This is a genomic window from Flavobacterium sp. GNP011 (genome assembly GCF_056428925.1).
In genome coordinates this window covers 32,554-58,797 of the sequence record NZ_JBWJVJ010000017.1, presented here as the reverse complement: position 1 = coordinate 58,797, position 26,244 = coordinate 32,554, and the positions used below count along the sequence as shown (strand labels likewise).

Here is a 26,244-nt window from a genome sequence, read left to right as displayed (position 1 = left end):
ACTTAAGAATTAAAAAAAGACTCGTTAGTTTCTCCCCATCTTTTAGCTTCGAAATTTTTCTCTACATAATACAAGACCAGTACAAAAACAACCATGATTATTAAAATGAGCCAAATATTTCTAGATGAAGGCTCGCTCCATACCACTTTTACATTCATAAAATCACTGGTAACATCCTCTGGTGCTTTCATTGGGGTGATGTTTAAATGATAGGTACCCGCTGGGACACCACACAAATTAAACTCCTCCGAGTTTGAACCTTCGGTCCATGACTCACCATCTGTGTAGCCTGAATAACGCTCAATATCTTTACTAGCGTAGACTTCTTCGCCTGTTTTTTCGTTGATAAGTGCTACTTGAACATTTACCCATGAATTGCTCACGGGTGCATACAACTGTACTTTTAATGGTGCAGCGCTACCGGTGAGTGTAAAACTAGGACTTACAAAATCTTTATTAGTAAAGTTTGCCAATGCTAATTGGGCATCCAGCACTTCTGTTCGAACACGCTCTTTGTTTAAATACCAGTTAGACACTAAAATTAATGCCAAAACACAACATAAAGTAATGGCTAAATTACGCAAGTTAAACAGAAAAGGCTGCACCATTCCTACACCAACTTTAGTGGGTAAATAAGAAGCATTGAAGGCTTTTTTTACAGCTGCTTTAGAAATGTGTTTCCCCAAAAAAGCATTTTGTTCGCTTCCATTTCGTTCAAAAGAAAGTACTTGAGGCGGATTTATATACTCAATGAGCTCTGCTTTCTCAAAAATATCAAAGTCAAAAAAACCGCGAGCTGCTATTAATTTGGGATAGAAATAATCGTATCTGTCAAAAGTTAGTTCTTCATAATCAACCGTTAATGGATGATTCCCTACTTTTGAAGCAAATTCTATTACTTCAAGAATGATCCAGTGCCCATCGGCCTCGGATAGATATAAAAAATTTTCTTTGCCTTGCAGGATGTATTCCGTCCATTCAAATCCTTCATTTTCTTTGACCAAAATCCCCGTAATGGTATAATCGGTATTGTTAAAAACACCTACTTGACCCACTTTTAATTGATCTGAAAATGTAAATGGTCTTAATTGATCTTTAAATCGTAAACCATCTCGTTCTTGATAAACATAAACGCAATTGGTACACGCATAGATTTTTACATCAAAGTTTAAATCTAATTGTGTGGTATGATTGCAATTTGTACAGGTAACTTCCATGCGTATTATCTGTTAATTTCGAAATCTTTTATTAGCACCCCATCAAAATAAGAAACATAGGCAGCCATTACATCTTTTACTTTTTGTGAATTGTCTTGTAAATAATTGCACAAATAGACATCTAAAGTCAGCTGGTTGTACTCAGGCCAAGTGTGAATACAAATGTGGGATTCTTTGAGGCAAAATGAAATGGTGAAACTTCTATTTTCGAAATCATGAACTACGACACCTACTTTTTCTAGCGAAAATTGAGTCAGAATTTCTTCTGTAACCTTAGTGAAACCGGCACTATCCGTTAATTTTTGAGAGTCCTGAACTTGCAAGGTAACTAGTTTATGCAATCCAGGGGAATAGGTCGTAAGGTCCATGTATTCGTAATGAAAATTTGAAATGTGATTTTTACTGTACGAATATATCTCTTTTATTTTGAATAAAAAAAAACCTCAAATAATTTTCATTATTTGAGGTTGTATGTTAGTGGTAACTTTTGCTTAATTTTCAGGAGCTAATTCTAATTCTAATCCTTCTAACTCTTCTGTAATTGGGATTTGGCATCCCAAACGGCTGTTTGATTTAACATAAAAAGCTTCTGATAACATGGCCTCTTCATCATCACCCATTTCTGGCAGGGCAACATCATTTAAAACATAGCATTGGCAAGAAGCACACATGGCCATACCGCCACAAGTTCCTTCTACAGGAAGTTCATAAGCTTTACAAAGCTCCATTATATTCATTGCCATATCTGTAGGAGCTTGTAATTCATGCACTACTCCTTCTCTATCTTTTATTTTGATTAATACATCCATGCTATTCTATTGTGTGTGTGTTACGATTATGTAGTTAGTTGCGCCCGCGTGAAGGATAGAAGCAATCCGCCAAAGCGGAGCGGATAGCCTGACCGTTTTATTGAAATAGGCTTCTCAGTTGTACTACTTGTAGCCTATTTTAATAAAAGGGTCACGCCATACTGATGTTATAAAATATTGACAACAGTTTCTATTTGAGGAGCAAATTTTTTGATGGTTGTTTCAACACCTGCTCGCAGCGTCATTTGGTTTACGCTACAACTGGTGCAAGCTCCTTCAAGACGAACCTTTACATGCTTGTCATCTTCAATGGAGATAAGTGTAATATCGCCCCCATCTGAATTCAAGAAAGGTCTTATTTCTTCGAGTGCTTTTTGAACTTCTATTGTTAATTCTTCTGTTGTCATTTTCTTTATTTAAAGATTGAAAGATTAGAAAATTGAAAGATTATAAATCATTTTCAAAGGATTCTAATATTATTTTTTTACCGCTGAGCAACCGGCCATTGTTGTTATTTTTACTGCTTCGGTGGCTGGTAAACTTTCGTTTCGAGCTACTACCTCACGCACTACATTGCGGGTTACCTCATCAAAAATGTGTTCTACTACTGAGGCCATTTGCATGGCTGCAGGACGACCGTAATCTCCTGCTTCGCGAATAGATTGTACAATTGGAATTTCCCCCAAAAAAGGTACGCCTAAATCCTCTGAAAGATTCTTAGCTCCTTCTTGACCAAAGATGTAGTATTTGTTTTCTGGTAACTCTTCGGGTGTGAAATACGCCATGTTTTCAATAATTCCTAAAACAGGAACGTTGATGGCTTCAGACAAGAACATGGATACTCCTTTTTTGGCATCAGCCAAAGCAACGGCTTGTGGTGTACTTACTACAACGGCACCGGTAATAGGCAATGATTGCACAATAGACAAGTGTATATCTCCTGTTCCTGGAGGCAAATCAATAAGCATAAAATCAAGTTCTCCCCAATCAGCATCAAAGATCATTTGGTTCAATGCTTTGGAAGCCATGGGTCCTCTCCAGATTACGGCTTGACTTGGTGCAGTAAAAAACCCAATAGATAGAATTTTTACCTCATAGCTTTCTACTGGTTTCATTTTAGACCTTCCATCAACAGTAACTGATATTGGTTTTTCATTCTCAACATCAAACATGATGGGCATAGACGGCCCGTAAATATCAGCATCTAAAATCCCTACTGAAAAACCCATTTTGGCTAGTGTAACAGCTAGGTTTGCTGTAACTGTTGATTTACCTACTCCTCCTTTTCCAGAGGCTACGGCAATAATATTTTTGATTCCTGGTATTGATTTTCCTTTAATTTCTGGCTTATCAGCTACTTCAACTTTAGTATTGATTTTAATTTTGGCTTCAGCCGAAACCAATTCAAGGATCGTTTTTTTGATATCATCTTCAGCGCGTTTTTTGATGTGCATCGCTGGTGTATGCAAGACTAAATCAACAACTACCTCATCTCCAAAAGTGATTACGTTTGTAATTGCACCACTCTCTACCATGTTTTTTCCTTCGCCAGCTATAGTAATTGTTTCTAAAGCTTTAAGAATGTCTTTTCTATCTAATTTCATTTCTCGTTAACTGTTTTCACTTGGTATTTGCACACCAGAATATTATCTTTATTTAAACTGATTTCAGATTACAAAGATAGGATGAAAAGTTAATATTTTAAAGCATTTGTATTGCATTTATTGATTTATCAATCAGTAGGAATTATAACTGATTTTCAGCTGAAAATTGTTACTCAACAGCGGTTTCGGGCTGCCAAAAATGATTCTTAAAATCAACAATTTGGTTGTCTATTACTACAATCCCCTCGTTTTCTAGAAGTTGTTGCATTAAACTAGTGCCATCAAAGTGCATTTTGCCAGTTAATAGTCCGTTTCTATTGACAACTCTGTGCGCTGGTACATCCTCAAGAGTGTGTGATGCATTCATTGCCCAACCCACCATTCTGGCTGATCGCGCTGCTCCTAGCGCTTTTGCAATAGCGCCGTATGAAGTTACTTTGCCGTAGGGTATTTGCCTTACGATATCATAAACACGTTCAAAGAAATTAGTATCAGTCATGATTGTGGAGTTCTAAAATTAGTCATTGGAACTAACCCCAATAGTATCGAACAATATTTACTAAGGTGACAAGAGATATCAAACCTGTAATACTGCCAATTATAGTATTCATGTTGCGCATGAGATAATCTGTCTTGTCTTGAATTTTTTGAAAAAAAGTGATGTAACAATAAAAGACTAAAAAAGATCCCAAAACAACCCCAGAAACAAAAATAAAGACATGGGTAGTGTCAAAATAAAATAAATTGTAGGAAGCAAGTGTAACCCCCACAAACACATAATACGGAATAGGGAAAAAATTAAGTGCAGAGAGGAGCATACCTAAGAAAAAACGTGTGGACGTACTTCGTTTCTTGATTTTGTCTTTTTTCTTAACCGGTTTTTTGGCTAAAAACAAAAAATAAATGGTGAGTAAAGCAAAAATTCCAAAACCTATTTCACGCAAGAGCACTATAACATCTGGACGTTCTTTGATGAATTGGGCGAAAAAAAGTGCCAAGGCTGCCTGAAAAAAGATCACAATTACAGCGCCTAATACAAACCAGTAGGCACTACTTTTTCCTTCCTTGATATTGACTTTGGCAGCGGTCATGTTGATTAAACCCGGAGGTGTAATCCCTACAAAAGCGGTAATAAAACCCAAAAACAAGGAAGTGATTAAATTCATAGTCAAAGTGCTAGTACAGAAATATCTGCATCAAATATAAAACTATTCTTTGATTTTGAATCGAATATATGTTATTGCTTTGTTAATTTCTAAGTATTGTTTTTCGTAAAAAGTTTGAAAAGCAGTTACTTCCTCTGGACTTCCTTCATTAACATACACATTGTGATTGGCATACAAAACCTCATGACCTTCGCCGTGTAGCAAGCCTAGCGTATATCCATGCATGAACTCACTATCGGTTTTTAAGTTAACAACACCGTCTTTTTTGAGGATTTTTTTATACAATTGCAAAAACTCTGAATTTGTCATTCGGTGTTTTGTTCGCTTGTATTTTATTTGTGGATCTGGAAAAGTGATCCAGATTTCATCTACTTCGTTTTCAGCAAAAATATGGTTGATGAGTTCAATTTGAGTTCGAATAAAAGCCACATTATATAAGCCAGTTTCAACCGCTGTTTTGGCTCCACGCCAAAAACGAGCGCCTTTGATATCAATACCTACAAAATTTTTGTTTGGATATCTTTCGGCAAGTCCCACAGAATATTCACCTTTTCCGCAACCTAGCTCCAGAACTAATGGATTGTCATTTTTAAAAAAATCTGTATTCCACTTTCCTTTCAACGGAAATAAATCGCCTACTACTTCTTCTCTCGTTGGTTGAAAAACGTTATTGAATGTCTCGTTTTCTTTGAACCTCTTTAATTTATTTTTGCTTCCCACTTTTTTTGAATATTTGGGCAAAATTAAGGAATTATATAAGATAGAATGTCAAAGTAGCAAAAAAATGAAAAATCAAGAGACAAACTCTCGATAACGAAACCTATTTTTGGATTAAAAAAAGAACTAGCTCTTAGTTTTTCATTCCTTTAGCCTTGAGCTTATCGATAATAATCGACTCGTTTGCTGCTTTCAATTCAATCACTTTGCTGGAATTTTCATTTGGAATGGTCATGGATAAAACATAATGCTGTATTTGCCATTGGTTATTCACTTTTACCAAAACACCAGATCCTCTGCAAACTTTCATTTGGGTGTCAAGCAATTCATCAAACCAAGCTGTAGTTCCGGTTTTATCAAAAAACAAATGTCGTTCCAGCGGTGTAAAACTCCAAGCTTTACCTTTATCAAAATGAGGTTTTGCATAGGCTTGAAAAGCTTTTTTATCCCAATTTTCTGTTGCATCGGTGCCAATAAAAACGGCATCATCGGTCATTAAACTAAAATAGTCTTTATAGTTTGCTTCTGCTGCGGCTTTGTGCCAATTATTGAGTACGGTATGAATGGCGTCTTTATCTTTTTGCTGTTGTGCTGTTGCAAAAGGTGCTCCACACACCAAAAAAACTACTACAAAAAGACATACAGACTTACTGAAAAAAATTGCTTTATTCATGATTTTTGTTCCATTTAATTTTAATTTTCCCATCGACATCTGCGGCTAGTAAGTGTAACACGATGCCTTTGGTACGTTTTTCTTCTCGCTCTTTATCCGTTAAAAGTAAGTGATCTTTTTTTGGATTACGCAATGGAATAGTCATAGCCAATCGAGTTCCTCTACCATACGAATATACTCCTTTTGCATCTAAATTCAGCACATTCGAACTCACTTTTAAAGCGTTTACCTGAATTTTTTCACCATTTATTTTAAAATCACCTGATAAATCACTGAAGGAAATAGTATTTACATCCCGAAAAGGAAAGGCGAACTTGGCAATGTTAGTAATAGGTTTAAAATCTATCAACGCTCCTTTTACCACTTCAAATTTTGCTACACCTGTCATGGAGTTGGTTTTAAGCTGCCCGCCAGCTTCCAACAGTCCTTGCACTGTAGCAGTTGCTGTAAGCTTCCCTTTGACATTGCGAGGTTCAAAAGATGTGATGCCAAAGTTGTTCAATCCTTCTAAAAATTGATTCAGATTTACTTTCTGTATTTTTGTTTCTGACTGCCATTTAAAATGATCTTTCTCTGGAGTCAATTGCCCTTCAAAATCTACAGTTCCTCCTGCACATTGCACGCTGCCATTATTTACACGTAAAGAATTATTTGACAATACAATTGTTGCTTTGGTTTGAGTTGCCACAAGTTTGCTGTACGTCATTTTATCTGCTTTTAGCTTTAGTACAACTTGGCATTTATCTATGACTTCATACAATTCTTTTGAGAAAGAATCCTTTGATTTTTCTTGAATAGCTGGTTTTTTACTGCTGCTTGTTAAGGCTCCTATACATTGTTTCACATCTAAAAAAGGAGCGTAAATGTCCCAATTCACAACCATTTTTTCAGGATTATCATAGTACAACGTCATGAAATTGTCTATACGACCGTCCATAAAAACCGAGTTGCGGTTGTCCTTGAAATTAATTTTTTTAATGAGCAACGCTTTCTCTGTAAAGTCAAGTTGTATATCGGTTTTAAGAAACATGAGATTTCGTGGGCCATAATTTACAATAGCATCTTTAACATAAACATTACCAGTAAACTTGGGTTTTTTAATGCGTAACTTTTGAACATCAAACTTAAAATCTAAATTCACTTTGGCTTGACCGCCAGAAAAATGCATCAATTCTTTATTGATGACTTGATTCAATTGTGTAATCGGGAAATTAGATCGAAAACTTCCAGCTGCTTCTGTTTTTTCTAAATTCAAAATGATTCCGATAGGAATTTCAAAAGGTATGGTTTTAAACTTTCCTTTCATATCGGTAATCGTAATGGCTGAATTAGCATCATTGAAACCCGCTCCTTTTTTATAATTATTGGTAAACGTAGCATCAAAGGTGCAAGCCGTAATTAGTCTATCAGGAAGTTTTAAATCATTGTTTTTTATTTTGGCTTGCACTATAATTTCCGGATCTCCAGTTTTACTCATGTCTCCATTGATGGTACATCCTACTTGAATGGGTTTTTTAAAATCAAATTGATTTACCTTTTCACTAATGTTATTGCTCAATAAACTCGAGGCTTCACGCCAAAGCAAGGTCGCGTTTAACGCAATTTTAAAAGGTGATGTATTAGGGTCTAAATTAAAACGGGCATCAACCTCAAAAAACGTATTTCCTATAGCCAGTTTCTTAGACACCACAGCAATGGAATTACTTTCGGCATTAAAATCTAAACCCAAAAGGCCTTCCACTTTTTTATTTTCTATAAAACTACCCCTTTGTGTGTTAAATGCCATGCTTCTTGCGTGTGTACTCAAATCAGCAAAGGCATGCCAATTATCTCCATTATATTGCACTTTGCTTTGCAAAGAAATGGAATCAAAATCAAACAGTTTGTGGTTTTCTTGATGCTCAGATATAAACCGAACTTGGCTTAAAATTATTTGATCAATGGATGGTGGCGATTTTTTATTCTCCTCTTTATTTTTGGGTTTAACCCGAAACAAAATAGTATTGTCTAAACCGTTTTTCCCTTTAAAAAGATGGATTTTGGCCTGCTGAATTTCAATTTTATCCATTTCGATTTGGTTTCCCAAAAGCGCTATTACATTCAATCGCAACTCGATTTTTTCAGCACGAAGCAGCGTCCTTTTGTGCGCTTGCCACATACTATCTTTTACTACAACTTGGCTTAAAGCCAATGTCATGCTAGGAAAACCCTTAAACAACTTATAATCTATGTCACCTATGACTACTGATGCAGTGCTTTTTTCATTGATTTTAGCATTTACAAGTGCTACAATTTCTTTTTTATGGCTTGTAAAATACCAGGAGAAGAGTCCAGTAACTAGACCCAATACAGCCACAAGTACCACTATAAAAACACCAACACCCTTTAAGATTTTCTTGTAAGGCAAGGCTTTGAGATGGTTTATTATATTTAAGATTTTTTTTTTCATACTACATGGTGCATTCCGTCAAAATAAAGGTACAGGATTATCAGCTTTATATCTTTGGCCACAGCCTGAAATACAAAACTATTTGGCACCAAAAAGCAATTCAATACTCACAACAGTACCAAACAACAAAATAGCGCCATAAAAACTAGATATTAGTTACAAGTATTTGCGCATTTGTTGTATAATTATTGGATTAAGCCTCTCGTTTTGTAAGCCTAATACAGTTAAACAAAACAAAAATTACTTTGCAAAACGTTTATTTACAGTAATTTACTATTTTTACTTTCTAAAAAAATAAAAAATAAAACACACAACAGTAGTCTTACCACAAGCTTGACACTATTTCATTGTGGTTGGTGAGGTTCTTATTTGCCTTAATTTTGCATCACAAAACCGCTGTTTTTAAAATATTATTTGGTCTTATGAAAAAACTGTACGTTACCGCAATCTGCCTTGTTTTTATCTTGTTGTTGACCTTTGTTTCTTGCAAGAAAAAGGAACTCGCCACAAACGCTACAAAAAGCACCCCTGTATTTGAAGCCACTTTTGATAGCACTCAAATTCAAACTTTTTTCACCAAGTTTCCCGCCTTGCAACAGTATCAAACCGAAGTGGCGCAATTGTACCGCAAACATCAGTTCAAGTACATTTGGTATGATAAAAACGGTATCAACGAGTTTGCTGGCGTTATGTACAATAAAGTCAACAACATCAGTGAAGAAGGCGTACGAGCCAAAATACCCTACAAGGAAAAACTAGACGCTTTGTTCACAAGTCCTGCCAAAACTAAAAAACCCAATATCAACACGGAGTTGCTGTGCTCTGCCATATATTTCTTTTATGTAGACAAAGTATTCCACGGTATTGATCCAGAGAAATCTAAAGAACTAGGATGGTTTCTACCAAGACAAAAACAATCCTATGTGGACTATTTGGATTCCTTATTAGTTGATCCTAAGTTGATTCATAAAAACGAAAAAGGTGCAATCAAGCAGTATTATTTATTAAAAAATGTTCTTGAAGAATATAGAAAAATAGAAAAAAAAGGCGGCTGGAAACCCATTCCTATTGACTCTACTGTTGCGTCCTACAAACCCGGAGACAGCGCAGCCACCATTCCAGCCATTCGCACCCGCTTGTTTATCACTAAAGATATTTCTACCGATTCTAAAAGTGCTGTTTATGACGATGAACTAGCTGAGGGAATACTGCACTTTAAGAAAAGAAGCGGCAATCTCTTGAACAAAACAATTTTACCAAAACACATTCGGTATATGAATGTGCCGGTTGAAAGTAGAATTAGGACCTTAATGATCAATATGGAACGCTGCAGATGGATATCAAAAGACATCACAAAATCCAAAGAACTGATTGTAGTTAACATTCCTGCCTATGAACTTACTTTTTTTAGAGACGGAAAACCCGAACTCCAGTCGAAAGTTGTTGTGGGCAAGACCCTGAATAAAACAGTGATTTTTAGCGCGCCCATGAAGTATATTGTTTTTAGACCGTACTGGAATGTACCGCAAAGCATCATTAAAAAAGAAATCTTACCCGCTATTGCCAAAAATCCCAATTACTTGGAGCAACACAATATGGAGTGGAAAGACAATCTGGTGCGACAAAAACCCGGAAATCATAATTCTCTAGGTCTTGTAAAATTTTTATTTCCCAATTCAAATTCAATTTACCTGCATGATACGCCCTCCAAAGGTTTGTTTGGCAGAGAAGACCGCGCTTTTAGCCATGGATGCATTCGGGTTGCAAAACCAAGACAACTAGCGGCAGCCATTATGAAAGACGACCCAAAATGGAATCCTGAAAAAATTAATGCCGCCATGGATACCGGCGATGAAAAATGGTACACGCTAAAAAATAAAATTCCGGTTTACATAGGTTATTTTACCGCTTGGGTAGATCCCGATGGTGTGATTCATTTTTACGAAGACGTGTATGAGCGTGATGAAGCGCTGGCCAACTTACTGTTTGATCAATAATCAGTTCCAGCAATGCTTTTACATATGCTACCAAAAAAAATGACACTATCTCCATAAGACAGTGTCATTTTTTTTAGTGTGCCAAAAGGCTATGGTTTAAAACGCTCTCTTTTTCTCGAAAGAAGTTTCTAGTACTTTTTTTATTTTATCAAGTGCGCCATGAAAAGCTTTTTCAGTAGTATCGGCGTGGTTTGTAACTGCTACAGGCTGCATGTTGATAGGTCTAGCCTCAATGGTACAGCGCTTGTCATTTACTCCGCCTTTATCACTATTTTCATCTCCTAAATGCACCTCAAGGCGAGTTACCTTTTCCTCAAAACGAGCTAAAGTAGTGGCTACCTCATCTTGAATATATGATTTTAAGCGTGCATGTCCCTCTACGTTATTGTCTGTGTTGATTTGTACTGTCATAATTTTTATTATTTAATGTTCTATTCTCAAATTTACCGATTGCTGTATGAAAAACCGAACACCTTAATAAAATATTGGGAAAATAAAGCCACGAAAATGATGAAATGAAATGGAATAGGTTAGCTGACAATCTTCTTAATTATCCTATTGACATTTTCGCAGATTCTTTCCACAAATAATTGGGTAATGGTTCATTGAGTTCCCATTTAATGCTCATCGGTTTTGAGCCTTCTGTTTCTATGAAATTTGCTTCACCGATAAAAACATAACCAAGCGTATTTCCATTTTCATCATTTGCTTTTTCTCTAACAAAAAGAAGTATTTTTTTATTCAATTCTGCATGATTTATGTATGATAAGCCTTTGACTGTTTCTGGACCATAAGCATTGTGTGATTGCCAATGAAATAATGTTTCACTGATTGCATAATCATCATACATCGTTGTTGGAGAAAAATTCTCCTCAGATTTAATTAAATTGATGAAAAGAATTTCAGTGTTTAAATTTTTATTTTCGGCCGCTCCTTCTCGGTTGGAAGATTTTTTATCAAATGTACTAAGCCCAAAAGCCACTAAGATTTGATCTCTTGTATAACGTGCATGTAACTTTAATGGTTGTTCGTAAGGAAGTTTAATGTCAATTTCTTTAAATCCAATTTTGTCAATTAAAATTTCTAATACTTCAATAATTTCATTTACTAATATTTTATTTTTTCCAATTTGATTTATACTTTGCTCTAAAGAATCAAAACCACCTGCACTTTGCCACACATCATAATGCAACATTAATAACATTATTTTTTCATTTTCATTAAAATCATTGATGTCAATATTAAAACCATTTTTTGCAATGTTCAAAATGAAATTGAAATAACTGGTAGAATTTGTAGACAACCATTTTTTTCCAATAGCTGAATAAATTTGTTTTTCATTTATCGATTCAAAATCATCTATTACACCTGCTCTTTGACATAGTCTTAACCAACTATCTTTTTTATAAATTGTTTCAATTGACAAATGATTCAAAATAATAAAATTTTCTAAAGATAATGGTAACGTCGTTTGATGTTGGAAGTTTCTGATCTTCGCAATCAGCTGATTTACATTTAAGGATGTTGCTTTCTTGATATTTTCAAGAATAGTTTCTTTTGCTTTCTTTTCTAAAATAACGGAACAACCCAATGGTAAATGCGGAAAATCATCTTCTATCTCCTTTTGTACAGATGTAGTAGTCTTGCCAATCAATGCTCTAAATTTACTTTCAAAATCATATTCAGGTCTTGAATTACCAACAAAATCTAAAACGGTTAAACAATCTTTTCCTTCTGCTAAACGTAAACCACGTCCCAATTGTTGAAGAAAAACTGTCAAACTTTCTGTTGGTCTTAAAAACAAAACAGTATCTATTTCGGGTATATCAACACCTTCGTTGAAAATATCTACGACAAATAAATAATTGAATTCTTTATTCTTGAATTGTGCTCTAATTCTATCTCTGTCACTTGAATTTTTGCTTGTCAAACATTCTGCTTTTAATCCCGCTAAATTGAATTTTTCGGTCATAAATATTGCATGTTCAACAGTTACACAAAATCCAATTGCTCGCACATCGTTTATGTCATTTGTGTACTTCTCAAGATTTGAAATTATTTGACCAACACGCACATCATTTTTTGTGTATAAACTCGTCAATTCACTGGCAACGTACTTTCCTTTTTCCCATTTAACATTTGTTAAGTCAATACTATCTGTAATTCCAAAATATTGGAACGGACTTAATAATTTCTTATTTAAAGCTTCGGGAAGTCTAATTTCAGCAGCAATACGATTACAGAAATCCTCTAAAATATCTTCACCATCCATTCTCTCTGGAGTCGCTGTTAACCCTAAGAGTACTTTTGGTTTAAAGTAATTTATTATCGGTCTATAAGTTGATGCAGATATATGATGTACTTCATCTACAATAATAAAATCGTAATACTCTGGTGAAAGTTTAATTTCTTTAAGTCGATTATTTAAAGTTTGAACCGAAGCAAAAACGTATTCATTTGAGTTTGGTTCTAATCCATCAACCCATAAATCGCCGAAATTATTGTCTTTTAAAATCCCTTGAAAAGTTGCTTTTGCTTGTTGTAAAATTTCTTTTCTATGAGCCACAAAAAGTAACTTTGATGATTGATTGTTATTTCTAAAATTTTTATAATCAAAAGCAGAAATAACTGTTTTCCCAGTTCCTGTTGCGGCAACTAAAAGATTTCTAAATCTATTGTGAACTGACCTTTCAACTTCTAATTTTTCTAATATTTCACTTTGATAATGAAACGGTTTTAAATCAAAATAAGATGTTGTAAAAGTATATTCTTTAGAAAATTTCCCTTGTTTTAAAGCTTCAACTAACTTTACAGAATGAATATTTTTATCATATAATTCAAATTCAGAATTTTGCCAATATGCCTCGAATGTTTTCTTGAATTTATCAATAATATGACCAACTTCTTTGGTTGTTATTTTTAAATTCCATTCTAATCCATCTGTTAATGCAGAACGAGAAAAATTTGAAGACCCAATATATCCAGTGTGGAAACCTGTTTTTCTTTGAAACAAATATGCTTTTGCATGTAACCTTTCATTTCCTGTGTTATAAGAAACTTTGACTTCAGTATTTTTTAAAGACGATAAAAACTCAACTGCTTTCGCATCAGTTGCGCCAATATATGTAGTTGTAATTACTCTAAGTTTTCCGCCTCGTTCGGTGAATTCTTTCAGTTCACGTTCCAGAATTCTAATTCCTTTCCATTTGATAAAAGAAACCAACAAATCAATTTCATCTGATGATAAAATTTCTTTTCTTAATTCACTTTCTAAAGTTGTTCCAGAATTCCCACCAGTAAAAAGTTCGCTATGAATTAATCTTGTGTATGGTGTAATTTCTTTTAGGTGTAAATCTAAATCTGTAAAATGACTATCAACTTTTGTAAAAACAGCTTTTAATATTTTCCCTTCTGTTTCAATTAAGTCATCTTCAAATTCTTCTTTTTTCAATTCTTCCTTCAAAAAAAGAATAATCTTATTAGCAATTTCAATTTGAGTTTCAAGAATATCTTCGCCTTTAATTAAGTTAAAAGCTTGTTTTATAGTCCTACCAATATGCTGCGATAATAATTGTGCTGCTTCTGCCTTATCAATGGAGGTTTTTTTAACTTGAAAAGTATCTTTATCTAGTTCGTTTAATTTATAGTTGATTAGTTTGGTTACTAATTCTTCGTATAATCCTTGGTTCATAATTCAAGTTTTAAAATTTCTTCAACGATAGGTAAATCTGCTTCTGCCCAATCTAAATTCAGCAGTTCTGATTTATCTAATAATTTATAATCTTTATGTTCGGATAAAATGATTTCTCCAGAAACATAATTTGCGATAAAAGGAATCAAGTTGATTTTAAAACTTCCGTAATCATAAACACTATTTGATAATTGTTTTACCACTTCTATTTCAATATTAATTTCTTCTAATATTTCTCTTTTAATGCAATCTATTTCACTTTCACTTTCTTCTAATTTACCACCAGGAAACTCCCATTTTAAAGGTAGTTTCATTTTTTCGCTTCTTTGAGTAACTAAAATTTTACCATCAAAATGTATAATTGCACACGTTACATGAATCATATTTTTAAAATTTACATTTGTACGAAAGATAGTAATATTCTATTTGATATTTTAACTTTATTTCCACAAAAAAAACGCTACTCTTTCGAATAGCGTTTTTTGAAATTTGTGTGGTTACGACTTCATTTCTCGTGAAGAAAATCGACTGAGGAGTTGAATGCCCTAGCCCTGATTACTTCACTATACTTTTATTTCCATAGGAGTTCAGTGAATTTCATTTGAAGTGAAAATCCTTTATTTCCGCCTTTTCGGCGGATATAAAGATTGTAACGGATAGCAGGATTAAGCTCCTAAAAAAGAGTAACCGCACCGTACCTCTGTTGCTTTTATTTACTTGCAGGGATGGTCATAATTCCCATGTTGTAGAGCGTAAAGGCTTGTATGTCTACGTTTTCTTGTATGGTTGCTGCTACTGATTTTCCGGCGCCGTGTCCTGCATTGATGTCAATGCGAATAAGGGTTGGGTTTGTTCCAGTTTGTTTTTCTTGCAACTCGGCAGCAAACTTAAAGCTGTGTGCCGGCACTACTCTATCATCATGATCTCCTGTTGTGACCATAGTGGCTGGGTACTGGGTTCCTATTTTTACGTTGTGTACCGGTGAATATCCTTGAATGTAGCTGAACATTTCTTTGCTGTCCTGAGCTGTTCCGTAATCATACGCCCAACCTGCTCCTGCGGTAAAGGTATGGTAGCGCAACATGTCCATCACACCTACTGCTGGCAAGGCTACCTTCATTAATTCTGGGCGTTGTGTCATGGTAGCGCCTACTAACAAACCTCCGTTTGACCCACCACGAATGGCTAAGTATTGTGAAGAGGTGTATTTTTGTGCAATTAAATATTCGGCTGCTGCAATGAAATCATCAAATACGTTTTGTTTTTGCATTTTGGTTCCTGCATCATGCCATTTTTTTCCGTATTCGCCACCACCGCGTAAGTTGGGTACGGCATACACGCCTCCGTTTTCCATCCAGATGGCATTGGCTATGCTAAAACTTGGTGTTAAACTTGCATTGAATCCGCCATATCCGTAAAGCATGGTTGGATTTGTCCCGTCAAGTTTTAATCCTTTTTTGTGTGTGATAATCATTGGGATTTTGGTACCGTCTTTTGAGGTATAAAACACTTGTTTAGACTCATACAGATCCGTATTGAAATCTACTTTTGGTTTTTCATACACGACAGAGGTTCCTGTTTGTGTATCTAAACTAAAAATAGAACCGGGTGTGATGTAATTTGTAAAGGAGAAATAAAGGTTTTTCTCTTTTTTCTTTCCGCCAAAACCGCCCGCTGTTCCTACTCCTGGAAGTTTGATTTCGCGTATCAATTTTCCTGTGTAATCATATTGTTTTACTAATGAAACGGCATCTTTCATGTAATTTGCAAAGAAATAACCCCCACCTGTTGATGGTGACAAAACGTTCTCTGTTTCTGGAATGAAGTCTTTCCAGTTTTCTGGTTTTGGATTCTTGATATCCACAGTAACGATGCGTTTGTTGGGCGCATTCAAATCAGTTTCTATGAATAATTTTCCGCCTTCATTTTCAATAATACTGTTGTCACTCTTGAAATTATCTACAATAGTCACAATAGGACTGTTGGGTTTTGTTAAATCTTTGATATACAACTCATTCCCATAGGTGGAGTTTGCCGCTGATATGACAAGGTAGCGGTCGTCCTCAGTCACGCCACCGCCTACGTAACGGCGTTTTTGGTCGGCACCAAAAATGATTTGATCGTCTTTTTGAGCTGTTCCTAATTTATGAAAATAGAGTTTGTGCTGATCTGTTTTTGCAGATAATTCACTTCCTTTTGGTTTGTCATAACTGGAATAGTAGAAACCTTCGTTTCCTCTCCAGGACACGCCGCTGAATTTCACATCGACAATGGTGTCTTCAATAATTGTATTGGTAATGGCATCCATGATGATTACTTTGCGCCAGTCGCTTCCACCTTCTGAAATGGCATAGGCTACTTTTGAACCGTCTTTGGAAAAATCTAATCCGCCAAGTGATGTGGTTCCGTCTTTAGAAAAGGTGTTGGGATCTAAGAAAACCGTTTCGGTTCCTTTGGCATCTTTTCTGTACAACACTGATTGGTTTTGCAAACCATTGTTTTTGTAGTAGTATGTGAAATTCCCTTCTTTGAAAGGCGCTCCTATTTTTTCGTAATTCCAAAGCTTTTCCATTCTTGCTTTTAACGCATCACGAAACGGAATTTGGTTGAGATATCCGTAGGTTACTTCGTTTTGAGCTTTGACCCAAGCACCGGTCTCAGCTGATTTGTCGTCTTCTAGCCATCGGTATGGATCTGGGACTTTTGCATCAAAATAAGCATCTACCGTAGTTCCTTTGTTGGTCGTTGGGTATGTTATTTTTTCGTTTTTATTTTGGCCAAAAGTTGCCATTGCAGAGGTTACAGCCATTATTAAAAAGGATTTCTTCATTAGTTAATTTTTTAGGTTGTTACAAAAATAGGGAAATAGTTAGTGTTCTAGACTTGACCAAGTCTTAAATAAAGTTAAAAAAAACGCTACTCTTTCGGGTAAAGTATTTTCTACAGTTCTATCGTTTCCTTAATTATTTTCTTTGGCTTCCTCAAAATTTTGCAATTCTATATTTACAGCTTCCAGCAACTGTTGCTCAGTAGGTAGGTATAGTTTATATTGACTGGCTACAATATTTTTCTCGTTTTCCGGCAACGTAAATTTTACAACGCCGTCATTTTTATTTGCACAAAGCAAAATACCAATAGTTGGATTTTCACGGGGCAGTTTTTCTACCCGATCGTAATAATTGACATACATTTGTAGTTGTCCTATATCCTGATGCGTAAGTTTATCTGTTTTGATTTCGATTATGACAAAGCATTGTAATATTCGATTATAAAAAACTAAGTCTGTAAAAAATTCATCGCCATCAATGTGTATTCTTTTTTGTCTTGCTACAAATGAAAATCCATTTCCTAGTTCCAATAAAAAATCTTGCAAATGAGTAATTATAGCACTTTCTAAATCTTTTTCATAGTAAGCCGCTTCCCGTTTTAGTCCCAAAAATTCAAGATACATTGGATCTTTTATGATCTCTTTAGCATCCGAAGGCAGTTTTTCATTTTTGGCAACAGCGAGTACGCTTTCTTTATCATTGCTCATTAAGAGGCGTTCGTATAAGCTACTGTTAATTTGGCGTTCGAGTTGTCTTGATGTCCAATTATTTTTTACGCTTTCTGCAATGTAAAATTCTCTTTTATACTGATTGTCAATTACCAAAAGGAATTTATATTGTGTCCAACTCAATTGCGTCCGCAGTGCGGACGCAATTGGAAACATTCTGTAAAACTGTCGGTATCTCTCTAATTGCCTAACTGAAAAACCACTCCCATATTCTGGCTGTAATTGTTGTGAAAGAAATTTAATTAAATAAGTCCCATAATCAGCACGGTCCTTTCCGTTTTGTTCCTCCTCAAAAATACGTTGCCCAATATGCCAGTACATCAAGGTTCTTTCATTGTCAACCGCCCTAATTGCTTTGTCTTTTGAAGCTGCTATAATGGCTTTAATATCAGGAATTACAGATTGGTTTTGTAGCATCGTTATTTTGGATTATAAAAATTTAACTCGATTACACATACAATAATACGAAAAAAAGAACTGAAATAGTAACCCGTACTTTTTGCACTTAAACCCAAAAAAAACGCTACTCTTTCGAATAGCGTTTTTTTGGGGGTTTAAATTGGTTTTAACCTTATTTAACTTGAACTGGGAAAGTCACCTGAGCATCTGTGGCACCGCCCGCATTAGTGATTGATCCAGTAGCTACACCTGCAGCGTCTTTGTTTGGTTCGTGTCTAAGTACTACTGTTAAGGTTCCAGTTGCTGGAGCTGCTGCTGTTCTTAATGAAAAAGTTAACCCAACAGGTTTTCCGTTTTTGTCCGCATCTGTATACGTGAAAACTCCTATTGTTGCAGGCGCTTGATAGAACAATTGGTGCTCATAACCCTCTTCTTTAACCTCGGCAGTGATGTTGTCTACTGGCGTAACCGACTCATTTAAGAACGTGGTACTTCCTGTATAAGTAGTATTCACAAGTAAATCGCCTGATACGGTTACAACGGGTGCATTTGGCCCATCGCCATCAAGATCTTTTGAGGTTAATGTTACCGTTTGATTTCCAGCCACAAGTGTTGTGGTCACTGTAGTTATTAATTCTTCCTCATTTACTGCAATAGGATCATCTTTTTCACAAGAGGTAAAAGAAAAAAGAGCTATTAATGCTACTGCTGCGAATTTTGAATTTTTCATGATTTGTTATTTTTTTAATTTTTTAATAATTGAATTTTAATTGAATTTGGAAGTTTCTACCCATTTCGTCAGCAAAAAAACGCTGTCTGTTTAAGTAGTCCCTGTACGTGGTGTTTGTTATATTTTGAACAGAAAACGCTAAGGTTGTCTGGGTTTTACCAATGCTTTTGAACTTAATTTCGGAGTAAAAATGAAACAATTGAAAACCATCTGGCGGCGTACTGATATCTACCTGAACCGGAAACAACTCATTGTTTACAATAATATTTGTTTCAAAATTATTATTAGGAAATCTGTTCTGCCTTAGGAGTGCTTCATACTTTAGCTCCAATTTTAGGTTCATCCAACTTGGTTTTGAAAACTGCACTTTTTGAGTCATGGCAAATGGCGGAATGTCTATCAAGGCTTCTCTATTTGAGATGTCTTTGCCGTTTACATAAGACATTGTAAAATCATGTTGCCAGTGGTTGTTTATTTTCCAATGCGTTTGCACATCAAAACCTGCTAATTGTGCATTAGTTTGCTGGTAATCCCACACCGGAAACGCACCACGAATGGTATTCTCAAAACCCACTGGACGCAAGAACATAAAATTACGAATGTAATTGATATATGGGTTTACCTCAACAGAAAAAGCGGTCCATTTTTTTTGCAGCGTTGTAGAAAACTTAGTAGATTGTTCTTTTCTTAATGCTAAGTCTCCTATCTCTATAACTCCAGTAGAATGATGCAAACCATCACTAAAAAACTCCGATGGGTTTGGATTTCTTGTAGCCAAACTAACATTGGCATACCAATTTAAATCTTTCTCAAACTCTTTGTGAAATCCTAAACTGCTTGATAAATTGTGAAAAGCAAAGCTGGGTTTTACGAGCCATTTATCTCCATCTTCACCAGTTATAAAACGAGAAAACTGCGATTGATAACCACGTTCATTCCATCTTGATTTTGAATAAAACTTGGCAGCGTCTACTTGAGAATAATCATACCGAAGTCCCGCATCAAAGACCAAACTTTCAGAAACGTCATAGGTTGCAATACCGTATGTTCCCCAATCTATTTTGTTGTATGTTGGGATCAAAGGGTTAACATTTGTAGTGACTACATTCGCAAAATTATTTTGAAATGCAGCTACCGTTCCCGTCTTTAATGTCCAGTCATGCAGTACTTTTTTATAATCAACATTAATGGCATGAGTTGCTAACTCAAGATCAAGTGCTGGCCGGTTTCTGTTTTCGCCTCTGCGCACGTCAAATTCGAACCTTTTGTTAAACTGAAAAGAATACTGTACCCCCAATGAAGCCGTTTCATTGAAAAAATAGTTATAATTCAGCTTTGCCAAGTGATGTTGTACTTCTTGCTTAGGATTTTTAATAGAATAGGTAAAATCATTGACCACAGAAGGAACTTTATTCGTTATTGCGTTGTACAAATCATTAACATTACCAATGTGTGAAGCGCTCAAAATCCCAATAGTAGTATTGTAATAGCTATAAAAACCAGCAAAGTCATACTTTTTACCTGTGAATTTTAAATCGCCAGAGAAATTTGTTTCCCTATTTCCTGTATTTGATAATACATAATCTGGAGCTTCTCTATCACCAACATATTTAAATGTCCCTAATACGTTCCAACTCCATCCCTTTTCGTTGCCTTTGTGCAAACTAGAACTAATAGAACCACCTCTACCATTTGAGGCTAGATTCACTATTGATTTCCCATAAAGTGTGTCTTTTTTTACCTGAATAGGCTCAATAATAACTAAGCCACCCACGGCATCACCACCATATTGCAAACCCGATGCGCCCTTGATTACCGTAATTTTTCCTGCAGCATTCACGTCAAAATTAGGAGCGTGTTCAGTACCCCATTCTTGGTCTTGCAAACGTACGTTGTTATTAATTACAGGAACGCGACTCCCAAACAACCCATTAATCATTGGTTTTACAACATTACTTCCTGTTTTTAAACTTGAAACACCCGCTACCTCTTTAAGTAAATCTCCTAGTGTTTGATTGCTATATTTTTCAATAGTTTCTGTTTTAATTTTTTGCTCCAATAAGGATTTATTGAGCGTATTTATTTTTTGCCTTACAATCACTTCTTGAAGATCATCGGCTTTTTCTTTTAAAACAAAATCAAATACTTGGTCACCTGACACCGTAACAAGCGTATCCACAGATTGAAAACCTATGTAAGAAACAAATATTTTTTGGCTACCCAAAGGCAGTTTTTTAATGACATAATTGCCCGCAGCATCTGAGGACACTGTCTTTTTACCAATATGTATGTGACTTCCAGAAAGTGGTATTCCAGCTGTAGTAGTTATTTTTCCGCGTACAGTGCTTTGCGCAAAACCTATCGTGCAAAACAAAGAGATACAGAAAAACAGAAAGTTTTTTGTTTGCATTTTTTTTGTTCAAAATATATAAACATCCCTTGCATTTCCAAGATATGAAAATGCTATTGTTGTGTGTACTAATTTTAAACTAAAGGGGGTGCTCTAAGCCCGAAAAGGCTTCCTTTAAAGTAGGAAATAGATACAATAGACTCCGCATCTATTGTGTTTTTAAAGTTGTCAAAATGAAAAGTGTCAAGAGATAAAAAATCTTGCGAAATAAAACCGCTTAATTTATAATCACACACGCCACACAATTCAAAACTGTGGTGCTGGTGTGTAATTTCGGGACCTTCTCCTTTTTCATGAACACATTCTACTTGTGCAAGTTGTTGTGCTATATGCTCATACTTGTGCAACGATTGAAACAGCATGGATACCAATACTGAAATCGTAAAAAGCAAACGCAATATAGAAAGTTTCTTTTTCATGAATCGCAAATATAACAATCCTTCACTAAAAAATCCATTTGTTTCAAAAAATTTACATTTTTAAAAACAAATGGATTATAAATTTTTGCACATTACAAAAGGTGCTTAGTAAATTCCTTAACAGGATTATACCAAATTATTAGCAACTAAATATTCAGCAATTTGAACGGTGTTTGTAGCAGCTCCTTTACGCAAGTTATCTGCAACGATCCACATGTTCAGAGTGTTTTCTTGACTTTCATCACGACGAATTCTACCCACAAAAACAGCGTCTTTCCCTTCGGCATAAAGTGGCATTGGATAAGTAAAAGCATCAATGTTATCTTGAAGAACAACTCCATCAGTGTGGTGTAAAATAGATCTCACCTCACTCACATCAAAGTCGTTTGTGAACTCCACATTCACAGCCTCACTGTGTCCACCTACAACAGGAACACGTACAGCGGTAGCCGTTACAGCAATAGTTCTGTCATCTAATATTTTTTGTGTTTCGCGAACCAATTTCATTTCTTCTTTGGTATAACCGTTTTCCTCAAAAGAGTCACATTGTGGAATCGCATTGCGGTGAATAGGATACTTGTAGGCCATTTCCCCTTGTACGCCTGCATATTCGTTTTCTAATTGTTGCACTGCCTTAACTCCCGTTCCAGTGATGGATTGGTACGTTGAAACAACCACACGTTTGATATTGTATTTACGGTGCAATGGCGCTAATACCAACACCATTTGAATAGTCGAACAGTTTGGATTGGCTATAATTTTATCAGCAGCAGTTAGCGCATCAGCATTAATCTCTGGAACAATCAATTTTTTGGTAGGATCCATTCTCCAAGCCGATGAGTTATCAATAACCGTAGTTCCCGCAGCAGCAAATTTTGGAGCCCACTCCAGAGAAGTTTCTCCTCCAGCTGAAAATAAAGCAATATCTGCTTTCATGTCAACAGCAGTTTGCAAGCCCACAACAGTATATTTTTGACCTTTAAAATCAATCTCTTTCCCTACAGAACGTTCTGATGCTACTGGAATTAATTCTGTTACTGGGAAGTTTCTTTCGGCTAAAACTTTCAACATGATCTCGCCTACCATTCCTGTGGCTCCTACAACTGCTATTTTCATCGTATGTGTTTTTTTCTAGGTTTACATTTGAAGAACAAAAGTAATTAATATTAAAAACATTTCAACACCGTTCACAAAAAATAACAAAATGTTACAAAACAAACTTTTTATTAAACGAGCTCCATTTGGCTAATGCCAAAACTTAGACACAGAATGAAATATACACAAAGAAAAACCGCCACAATTACGTGGCGGTTTAGTTAGAATATATAATGTAGCGGAAATTACTTTTTTAATAAATCTCTAATTTGAGTTAACAACTCTTCTTGAGTAGGACCAGCTGGAGCAGCTGCAACTTCTTCTTTCTTTTTAGCTTTTTCAGCAGCTCTTAACACTACAAAAATAAAGAAAGCAATAATTACAAAATTGATGATTGCTTGTACCAAATTACCATATGTAATTACGGCAGCACCAGCAGCTTTTGCAGCAGCTAAATCTGGATAAGAATTACCATTTAAAGCTACAAATTTTTGTGTAAAATCTATTCCACCTGTTACTAAACCAACTATTGGCATAATGACATCATCTACCGCTGAACCAATAATTTTACCAAAAGCACCACCCATTACAACAGCAGTAGCTAAACTTATCACATCGCCCTTCATCAAAGAAGCTTTGAAATCACTAAAAAATCCCATAATAATTTAAATTTAAGTTAATATTTGTTTGTGAGTACGAACTTAAATAAATTTTTAATGCAAATAAGCAAAAAATTAACAAAATTATAACTATTCTCTATAAAAGACACGTTTTACCCGTTGAGATACATTCGTTAATATTTCATACGGTATCGTATTGAGTTTTTCTGCAATTTCATTCACTCTGAGCTGCTCTCCAAAAAGCACCACTACATCTCCTTCTTTACAATCAATTCCAGTCACATCAACCATCAACATATCCATACACACACTACCCACAATGGCCGCTTTAGTATTTCGCACTAGTACATGACCTATACCATTGCCCAATCCTCTTGAAATTCCATCTGCGTAGCCAATAGGTATCGTGGCAATTACCGTGTCTTTTGAAGCAACAAATCGCCTGCCATACCCTACACTTTCTCCTGTTTTAATAGTACGTAATTGTGAAATTATGGATTTAAGTGTCCCAACATTTTCAAGTTTATGTTGTTCGTCACTATCATTTGAAACTCCATACAAACCAATTCCCAACCGAACCATGTCATATTGAGAATCCATAAAATTACTAATTCCAGATGTGTTCAAGATGTGTCGCAATGGAACATTCGGTAATTGAGCCATCAGTTTCGAAGATAATTGCTCAAAAAGTGTTATTTGTGATCGGGCAAAATCATGTTGAGAAGGATCATCACTGGTTGCTAAATGTGATAAAATACTTTTGACTTGCACTGTTTTGTTTCCTTGTAAAGCCAAAATCAATTCGTCTATTGTAGCCGCTTCAAAACCCAATCGATGCATTCCAGTATCCATCTTAATATGAATGGGGAAATTCTCCAATCCTTTTTGGTTGGCAATTTTTAAAAAGGCGTAAAGACCTTTTAAACTGTAAATCTCTGGTTCTAATTTATGTTTGATAATTGCTGAAAAACTGGTGCTTTCTGGATTAAGAACCATAATAGGAACTTTAATCCCACCTTTTTTCAATGCTATTCCCTCATCTGCAAAGGCCACACCTAGGTAGTTTACTTTATTAAACTCTAACAATTTTGCAATTTCAAGACCGCCATTACCATATCCAAAAGCCTTGACCATTACCATAATTTTTACATTTGGCTTAAGCTTAGCTTTGAAAAAATTTAGGTTGTGCGTGATGGCATTCAAATTGATTTCTAAAACAGTTTCATGTGTTTTCTCTTCGAGTAAATACACTATTTCTTCAAATTGAAATGCTCTAGCTCCTTTTATTAAAATGGTTTCATTATTAAAATCTAGTTGTACTTTATCGGCAATAAACTCGGCTGTCGTTTTGTAAAAAAGAGCATTGGTAAACTTATCTTGAAATCTACTAATAGTTTCACCAATTGCGATTACTCGATCAATATTATTGACCTTGATGAGGTGTGAAACTTTATCATACAACTCCTCAAGAGACAAACCGCTTTGAAAAATATCCGATAAAATCAAAGTCTTTTTCTTAGACTGTTTTTGATTTTCAAGAAAGTCCAATGCAATTTTCAATGACTGGAAATCACTACTATAACTATCATCAATAATATTGCAGTTGTTGATGCCATTTTTTAATTTCAGGCGCATTTCAACCGGATACAATTGCGATATACGCTCCTGAATAGTACTGAGCTCAACATGTAAAAACAACAAAACTAAAATACAAGAAATGGCATTTTCTATTGAAGCTTCATCAAAAAAAGGAATTTTAACATCGAAAACCACTTCTCCATAATGAATGTGCAAAATAGTATTGGAATCCTTCACTTCTTTAGTAACAAGTACGGTTGCTAAGGGATCTAAAAAACTCCAAGAGAATTTTTGTATGTCTGGCTGTAAGTGCTCTTCAACAGTTTCTTTTTTATTATAAATTAGTACTTCAGCATTTTGAAATAATAATAGTTTCTCTTTAATTTTTTCAATTGTATTAGTAAATCCTTCGTCATGAGCAGTACCTATATTGGTGAGCACTCCTATGGTAGGCTTGATGATTTTTTCTAAATTTTGCATTTCGCCACGAGTTGAAATACCAGCCTCAAAAATACCTAAATTGTGCTTTTCATTGATTGCCATTACAGACAAAGGCACGCCAACTTGTGAGTTATAACTTTTTGGACTGCGAATAATATTATAATCTGGGGCCAATAAAAAATTGAGCCACTCCTTAACAATAGTCTTTCCGTTGCTACCGGTTAACCCAATAACTGGAATTTGAAAAAGCGCTCTGTAATATGCTGCAAATTCTTGCAAGGCCGTCATCGTATTCGAAACGACATAAAAATTAGCTTTTCCTTCGCACTCTTTTGGGACAAAAGTGACTACAAAGTTTTGAACTCCCGATACAATAAGATCATCTATGTAGTCATGCGCGTCATGCTGCACGCCAACCAAAGCAAAAAAAAGTGTTTGAACTCCGTTTTGTAACGAACGACTATCAATAGAAACTGCATCTAAGTCATCATTATCAAAATCGCCATGACGCACGGATTGAATTGTTTGCAAACTTGCTAGAATTTTTTGACTCATAGTTATCCTTATTATCTTGCTTAAAATTGCAATTAAGCTTTAATTTTCATCAAAAATACACAAAAATAATACGCTCTTTCTAGGATAAAGCTTCTAGAATTCAAAAAACAGGAAGCAA

Annotated in this window: 22 protein-coding genes; 1 reads left to right on the top strand and 21 read right to left on the bottom strand. The window is 35.2% G+C overall.

What is annotated here, in order from left to right; all coding sequences use genetic code 11:
* Window positions 1-2 precede the first annotated feature (2 nt).
* The 10 genes from AC061E_RS13365 to AC061E_RS13320 all read right to left on the bottom strand — a co-directional run bounded on the left by AC061E_RS13365 (window position 3) and on the right by AC061E_RS13320 (window position 8,635).
* Window positions 3-1,217 carry a DUF4178 domain-containing protein gene (locus tag AC061E_RS13365; RefSeq protein WP_478286685.1) on the bottom strand — a complete coding sequence of 405 codons (1,215 nt, stop codon included), beginning with the start codon at window positions 1,215-1,217 and terminating at the stop codon, window positions 3-5.
* A 5-nt stretch (window positions 1,218-1,222) separates the two neighbouring features.
* Window positions 1,223-1,585 (bottom strand): S-adenosylmethionine decarboxylase family protein, encoded by a 363-nt coding sequence (locus AC061E_RS13360; RefSeq protein ID WP_158728591.1) that lies wholly within the window; start codon window positions 1,583-1,585, stop codon window positions 1,223-1,225.
* 123 nt (window positions 1,586-1,708) lie between these two features.
* Entirely contained in the window at window positions 1,709-2,026 is a 318-nt protein-coding gene (locus AC061E_RS13355; protein ID WP_086453350.1) for a 2Fe-2S iron-sulfur cluster-binding family protein, read from the bottom strand.
* A gap of 167 nt (window positions 2,027-2,193) precedes the next feature.
* Window positions 2,194-2,433, bottom strand: coding sequence for a NifU family protein (locus AC061E_RS13350; RefSeq protein ID WP_073205171.1), 240 nt, complete (start codon window positions 2,431-2,433; stop codon window positions 2,194-2,196).
* A gap of 69 nt (window positions 2,434-2,502) precedes the next feature.
* Window positions 2,503-3,630, bottom strand: coding sequence for an Mrp/NBP35 family ATP-binding protein (locus tag AC061E_RS13345; protein ID WP_158728593.1), 1,128 nt, complete (start codon window positions 3,628-3,630; stop codon window positions 2,503-2,505).
* 169 nt (window positions 3,631-3,799) lie between these two features.
* Window positions 3,800-4,129 carry an MGMT family protein gene (locus AC061E_RS13340; protein WP_478286684.1) on the bottom strand — a complete coding sequence of 110 codons (330 nt, stop codon included), beginning with the start codon at window positions 4,127-4,129 and terminating at the stop codon, window positions 3,800-3,802.
* 31 nt (window positions 4,130-4,160) lie between these two features.
* A complete protein-coding gene (locus tag AC061E_RS13335) occupies window positions 4,161-4,796 on the bottom strand; it encodes a LysE family transporter (RefSeq protein ID WP_086453353.1) in 636 nt (211 codons plus the stop codon).
* A 42-nt stretch (window positions 4,797-4,838) separates the two neighbouring features.
* Window positions 4,839-5,516 carry a tRNA (guanosine(46)-N7)-methyltransferase TrmB gene (trmB, locus tag AC061E_RS13330; RefSeq protein ID WP_158728596.1) on the bottom strand — a complete coding sequence of 226 codons (678 nt, stop codon included), beginning with the start codon at window positions 5,514-5,516 and terminating at the stop codon, window positions 4,839-4,841.
* A gap of 130 nt (window positions 5,517-5,646) precedes the next feature.
* Window positions 5,647-6,186 (bottom strand): nuclear transport factor 2 family protein, encoded by a 540-nt coding sequence (locus AC061E_RS13325; protein ID WP_478286683.1) that lies wholly within the window; start codon window positions 6,184-6,186, stop codon window positions 5,647-5,649.
* Window positions 6,179-8,635: an AsmA family protein gene (locus AC061E_RS13320; protein WP_478286682.1), complete on the bottom strand. Its 2,457-nt coding sequence runs from the start codon at window positions 8,633-8,635 to the stop codon at window positions 6,179-6,181. Before AC061E_RS13320 ends, AC061E_RS13325 begins: the two co-directional genes overlap by 8 nt.
* A 422-nt stretch (window positions 8,636-9,057) precedes the next feature.
* Here AC061E_RS13320 and AC061E_RS13315 point away from each other — a divergent pair, with 422 nt between their 5' ends.
* On the top strand, window positions 9,058-10,632 hold the full coding sequence (locus AC061E_RS13315) for a L,D-transpeptidase family protein (RefSeq protein WP_478286681.1): 1,575 nt from the start codon (window positions 9,058-9,060) through the stop codon (window positions 10,630-10,632).
* Window positions 10,633-10,728: 96 nt separating this feature from the next.
* Here the strand turns inward: AC061E_RS13315 and AC061E_RS13310 are convergent, their stop codons facing one another.
* The 11 genes from AC061E_RS13310 to AC061E_RS13260 all read right to left on the bottom strand — a co-directional run bounded on the left by AC061E_RS13310 (window position 10,729) and on the right by AC061E_RS13260 (window position 26,126).
* Window positions 10,729-11,043, bottom strand: a complete 315-nt coding sequence (locus tag AC061E_RS13310; RefSeq protein ID WP_086453357.1) for an HPF/RaiA family ribosome-associated protein — start codon at window positions 11,041-11,043, stop codon at window positions 10,729-10,731.
* Window positions 11,044-11,182: 139 nt separating this feature from the next.
* Window positions 11,183-14,323 carry a DEAD/DEAH box helicase gene (locus AC061E_RS13305; protein WP_478286680.1) on the bottom strand — a complete coding sequence of 1,047 codons (3,141 nt, stop codon included), beginning with the start codon at window positions 14,321-14,323 and terminating at the stop codon, window positions 11,183-11,185.
* Complete coding sequence (locus tag AC061E_RS13300; RefSeq protein WP_478286679.1) at window positions 14,320-14,706, bottom strand: (deoxy)nucleoside triphosphate pyrophosphohydrolase; 387 nt, start codon at window positions 14,704-14,706, stop codon at window positions 14,320-14,322. The genes AC061E_RS13305 and AC061E_RS13300 overlap by 4 nt, the downstream gene beginning before the upstream one ends.
* A gap of 326 nt (window positions 14,707-15,032) precedes the next feature.
* Window positions 15,033-17,132, bottom strand: coding sequence for a prolyl oligopeptidase family serine peptidase (locus tag AC061E_RS13295; RefSeq protein ID WP_478286706.1), 2,100 nt, complete (start codon window positions 17,130-17,132; stop codon window positions 15,033-15,035).
* A gap of 150 nt (window positions 17,133-17,282) precedes the next feature.
* Window positions 17,283-18,296 (bottom strand): PDDEXK nuclease domain-containing protein, encoded by a 1,014-nt coding sequence (locus AC061E_RS13290; RefSeq protein ID WP_478286678.1) that lies wholly within the window; start codon window positions 18,294-18,296, stop codon window positions 17,283-17,285.
* A 154-nt stretch (window positions 18,297-18,450) separates the two neighbouring features.
* A complete protein-coding gene (locus tag AC061E_RS13285) occupies window positions 18,451-19,008 on the bottom strand; it encodes a type 1 periplasmic binding fold superfamily protein (protein WP_478286677.1) in 558 nt (185 codons plus the stop codon).
* Between the two features lie 22 nt (window positions 19,009-19,030).
* Complete coding sequence (locus AC061E_RS13280; RefSeq protein WP_478286676.1) at window positions 19,031-21,418, bottom strand: TonB-dependent receptor; 2,388 nt, start codon at window positions 21,416-21,418, stop codon at window positions 19,031-19,033.
* Between the two features lie 74 nt (window positions 21,419-21,492).
* Window positions 21,493-21,837, bottom strand: a complete 345-nt coding sequence (locus AC061E_RS13275) for a hypothetical protein (RefSeq protein WP_478286675.1) — start codon at window positions 21,835-21,837, stop codon at window positions 21,493-21,495.
* A gap of 126 nt (window positions 21,838-21,963) precedes the next feature.
* Complete coding sequence (locus AC061E_RS13270; protein ID WP_478286674.1) at window positions 21,964-22,953, bottom strand: aspartate-semialdehyde dehydrogenase; 990 nt, start codon at window positions 22,951-22,953, stop codon at window positions 21,964-21,966.
* Window positions 22,954-23,177: 224 nt separating this feature from the next.
* Window positions 23,178-23,591, bottom strand: a complete 414-nt coding sequence (gene mscL, locus AC061E_RS13265; RefSeq protein WP_144891190.1) for a large conductance mechanosensitive channel protein MscL — start codon at window positions 23,589-23,591, stop codon at window positions 23,178-23,180.
* A 90-nt stretch (window positions 23,592-23,681) separates the two neighbouring features.
* Complete coding sequence (locus tag AC061E_RS13260; protein WP_478286673.1) at window positions 23,682-26,126, bottom strand: bifunctional UDP-N-acetylmuramoyl-tripeptide:D-alanyl-D-alanine ligase/alanine racemase; 2,445 nt, start codon at window positions 26,124-26,126, stop codon at window positions 23,682-23,684.
* Window positions 26,127-26,244 lie beyond the last annotated feature (118 nt).

Excerpts from the sequence above, each read along its gene's own strand:
- AC061E_RS13365 (WP_478286685.1), bottom strand. The coding sequence starts at position 1,217 with ATGGAAGTTACCTGTACAAATTGCAATCATACCACACAATTAGATTTA.
- AC061E_RS13360 (WP_158728591.1), bottom strand. The coding sequence starts at position 1,585 with ATGGACCTTACGACCTATTCCCCTGGATTGCATAAACTAGTTACCTTG.
- AC061E_RS13355 (WP_086453350.1), bottom strand. The coding sequence starts at position 2,026 with ATGGATGTATTAATCAAAATAAAAGATAGAGAAGGAGTAGTGCATGAA.
- AC061E_RS13350 (WP_073205171.1), bottom strand. The coding sequence starts at position 2,433 with ATGACAACAGAAGAATTAACAATAGAAGTTCAAAAAGCACTCGAAGAA.
- AC061E_RS13345 (WP_158728593.1), bottom strand. The coding sequence starts at position 3,630 with ATGAAATTAGATAGAAAAGACATTCTTAAAGCTTTAGAAACAATTACT.
- AC061E_RS13340 (WP_478286684.1), bottom strand. The coding sequence starts at position 4,129 with ATGACTGATACTAATTTCTTTGAACGTGTTTATGATATCGTAAGGCAA.
- AC061E_RS13335 (WP_086453353.1), bottom strand. The coding sequence starts at position 4,796 with ATGAATTTAATCACTTCCTTGTTTTTGGGTTTTATTACCGCTTTTGTA.
- AC061E_RS13325 (WP_478286683.1), bottom strand. The coding sequence starts at position 6,186 with ATGAATAAAGCAATTTTTTTCAGTAAGTCTGTATGTCTTTTTGTAGTA.
- AC061E_RS13320 (WP_478286682.1), bottom strand. The coding sequence starts at position 8,635 with ATGAAAAAAAAAATCTTAAATATAATAAACCATCTCAAAGCCTTGCCT.
- AC061E_RS13315 (WP_478286681.1), top strand. The coding sequence starts at position 9,058 with ATGAAAAAACTGTACGTTACCGCAATCTGCCTTGTTTTTATCTTGTTG.
- AC061E_RS13310 (WP_086453357.1), bottom strand. The coding sequence starts at position 11,043 with ATGACAGTACAAATCAACACAGACAATAACGTAGAGGGACATGCACGC.
- AC061E_RS13305 (WP_478286680.1), bottom strand. The coding sequence starts at position 14,323 with ATGAACCAAGGATTATACGAAGAATTAGTAACCAAACTAATCAACTAT.
- AC061E_RS13300 (WP_478286679.1), bottom strand. The coding sequence starts at position 14,706 with ATGATTCATGTAACGTGTGCAATTATACATTTTGATGGTAAAATTTTA.
- AC061E_RS13295 (WP_478286706.1), bottom strand. The coding sequence starts at position 17,132 with ATGGCTGTAACCTCTGCAATGGCAACTTTTGGCCAAAATAAAAACGAA.
- AC061E_RS13290 (WP_478286678.1), bottom strand. The coding sequence starts at position 18,296 with ATGCTACAAAACCAATCTGTAATTCCTGATATTAAAGCCATTATAGCA.
- AC061E_RS13285 (WP_478286677.1), bottom strand. The coding sequence starts at position 19,008 with ATGAAAAATTCAAAATTCGCAGCAGTAGCATTAATAGCTCTTTTTTCT.
- AC061E_RS13280 (WP_478286676.1), bottom strand. The coding sequence starts at position 21,418 with ATGCAAACAAAAAACTTTCTGTTTTTCTGTATCTCTTTGTTTTGCACG.
- AC061E_RS13275 (WP_478286675.1), bottom strand. The coding sequence starts at position 21,837 with ATGAAAAAGAAACTTTCTATATTGCGTTTGCTTTTTACGATTTCAGTA.
- AC061E_RS13270 (WP_478286674.1), bottom strand. The coding sequence starts at position 22,953 with ATGAAAATAGCAGTTGTAGGAGCCACAGGAATGGTAGGCGAGATCATG.
- mscL (WP_144891190.1), bottom strand. The coding sequence starts at position 23,591 with ATGGGATTTTTTAGTGATTTCAAAGCTTCTTTGATGAAGGGCGATGTG.
- AC061E_RS13260 (WP_478286673.1), bottom strand. The coding sequence starts at position 26,126 with ATGAGTCAAAAAATTCTAGCAAGTTTGCAAACAATTCAATCCGTGCGT.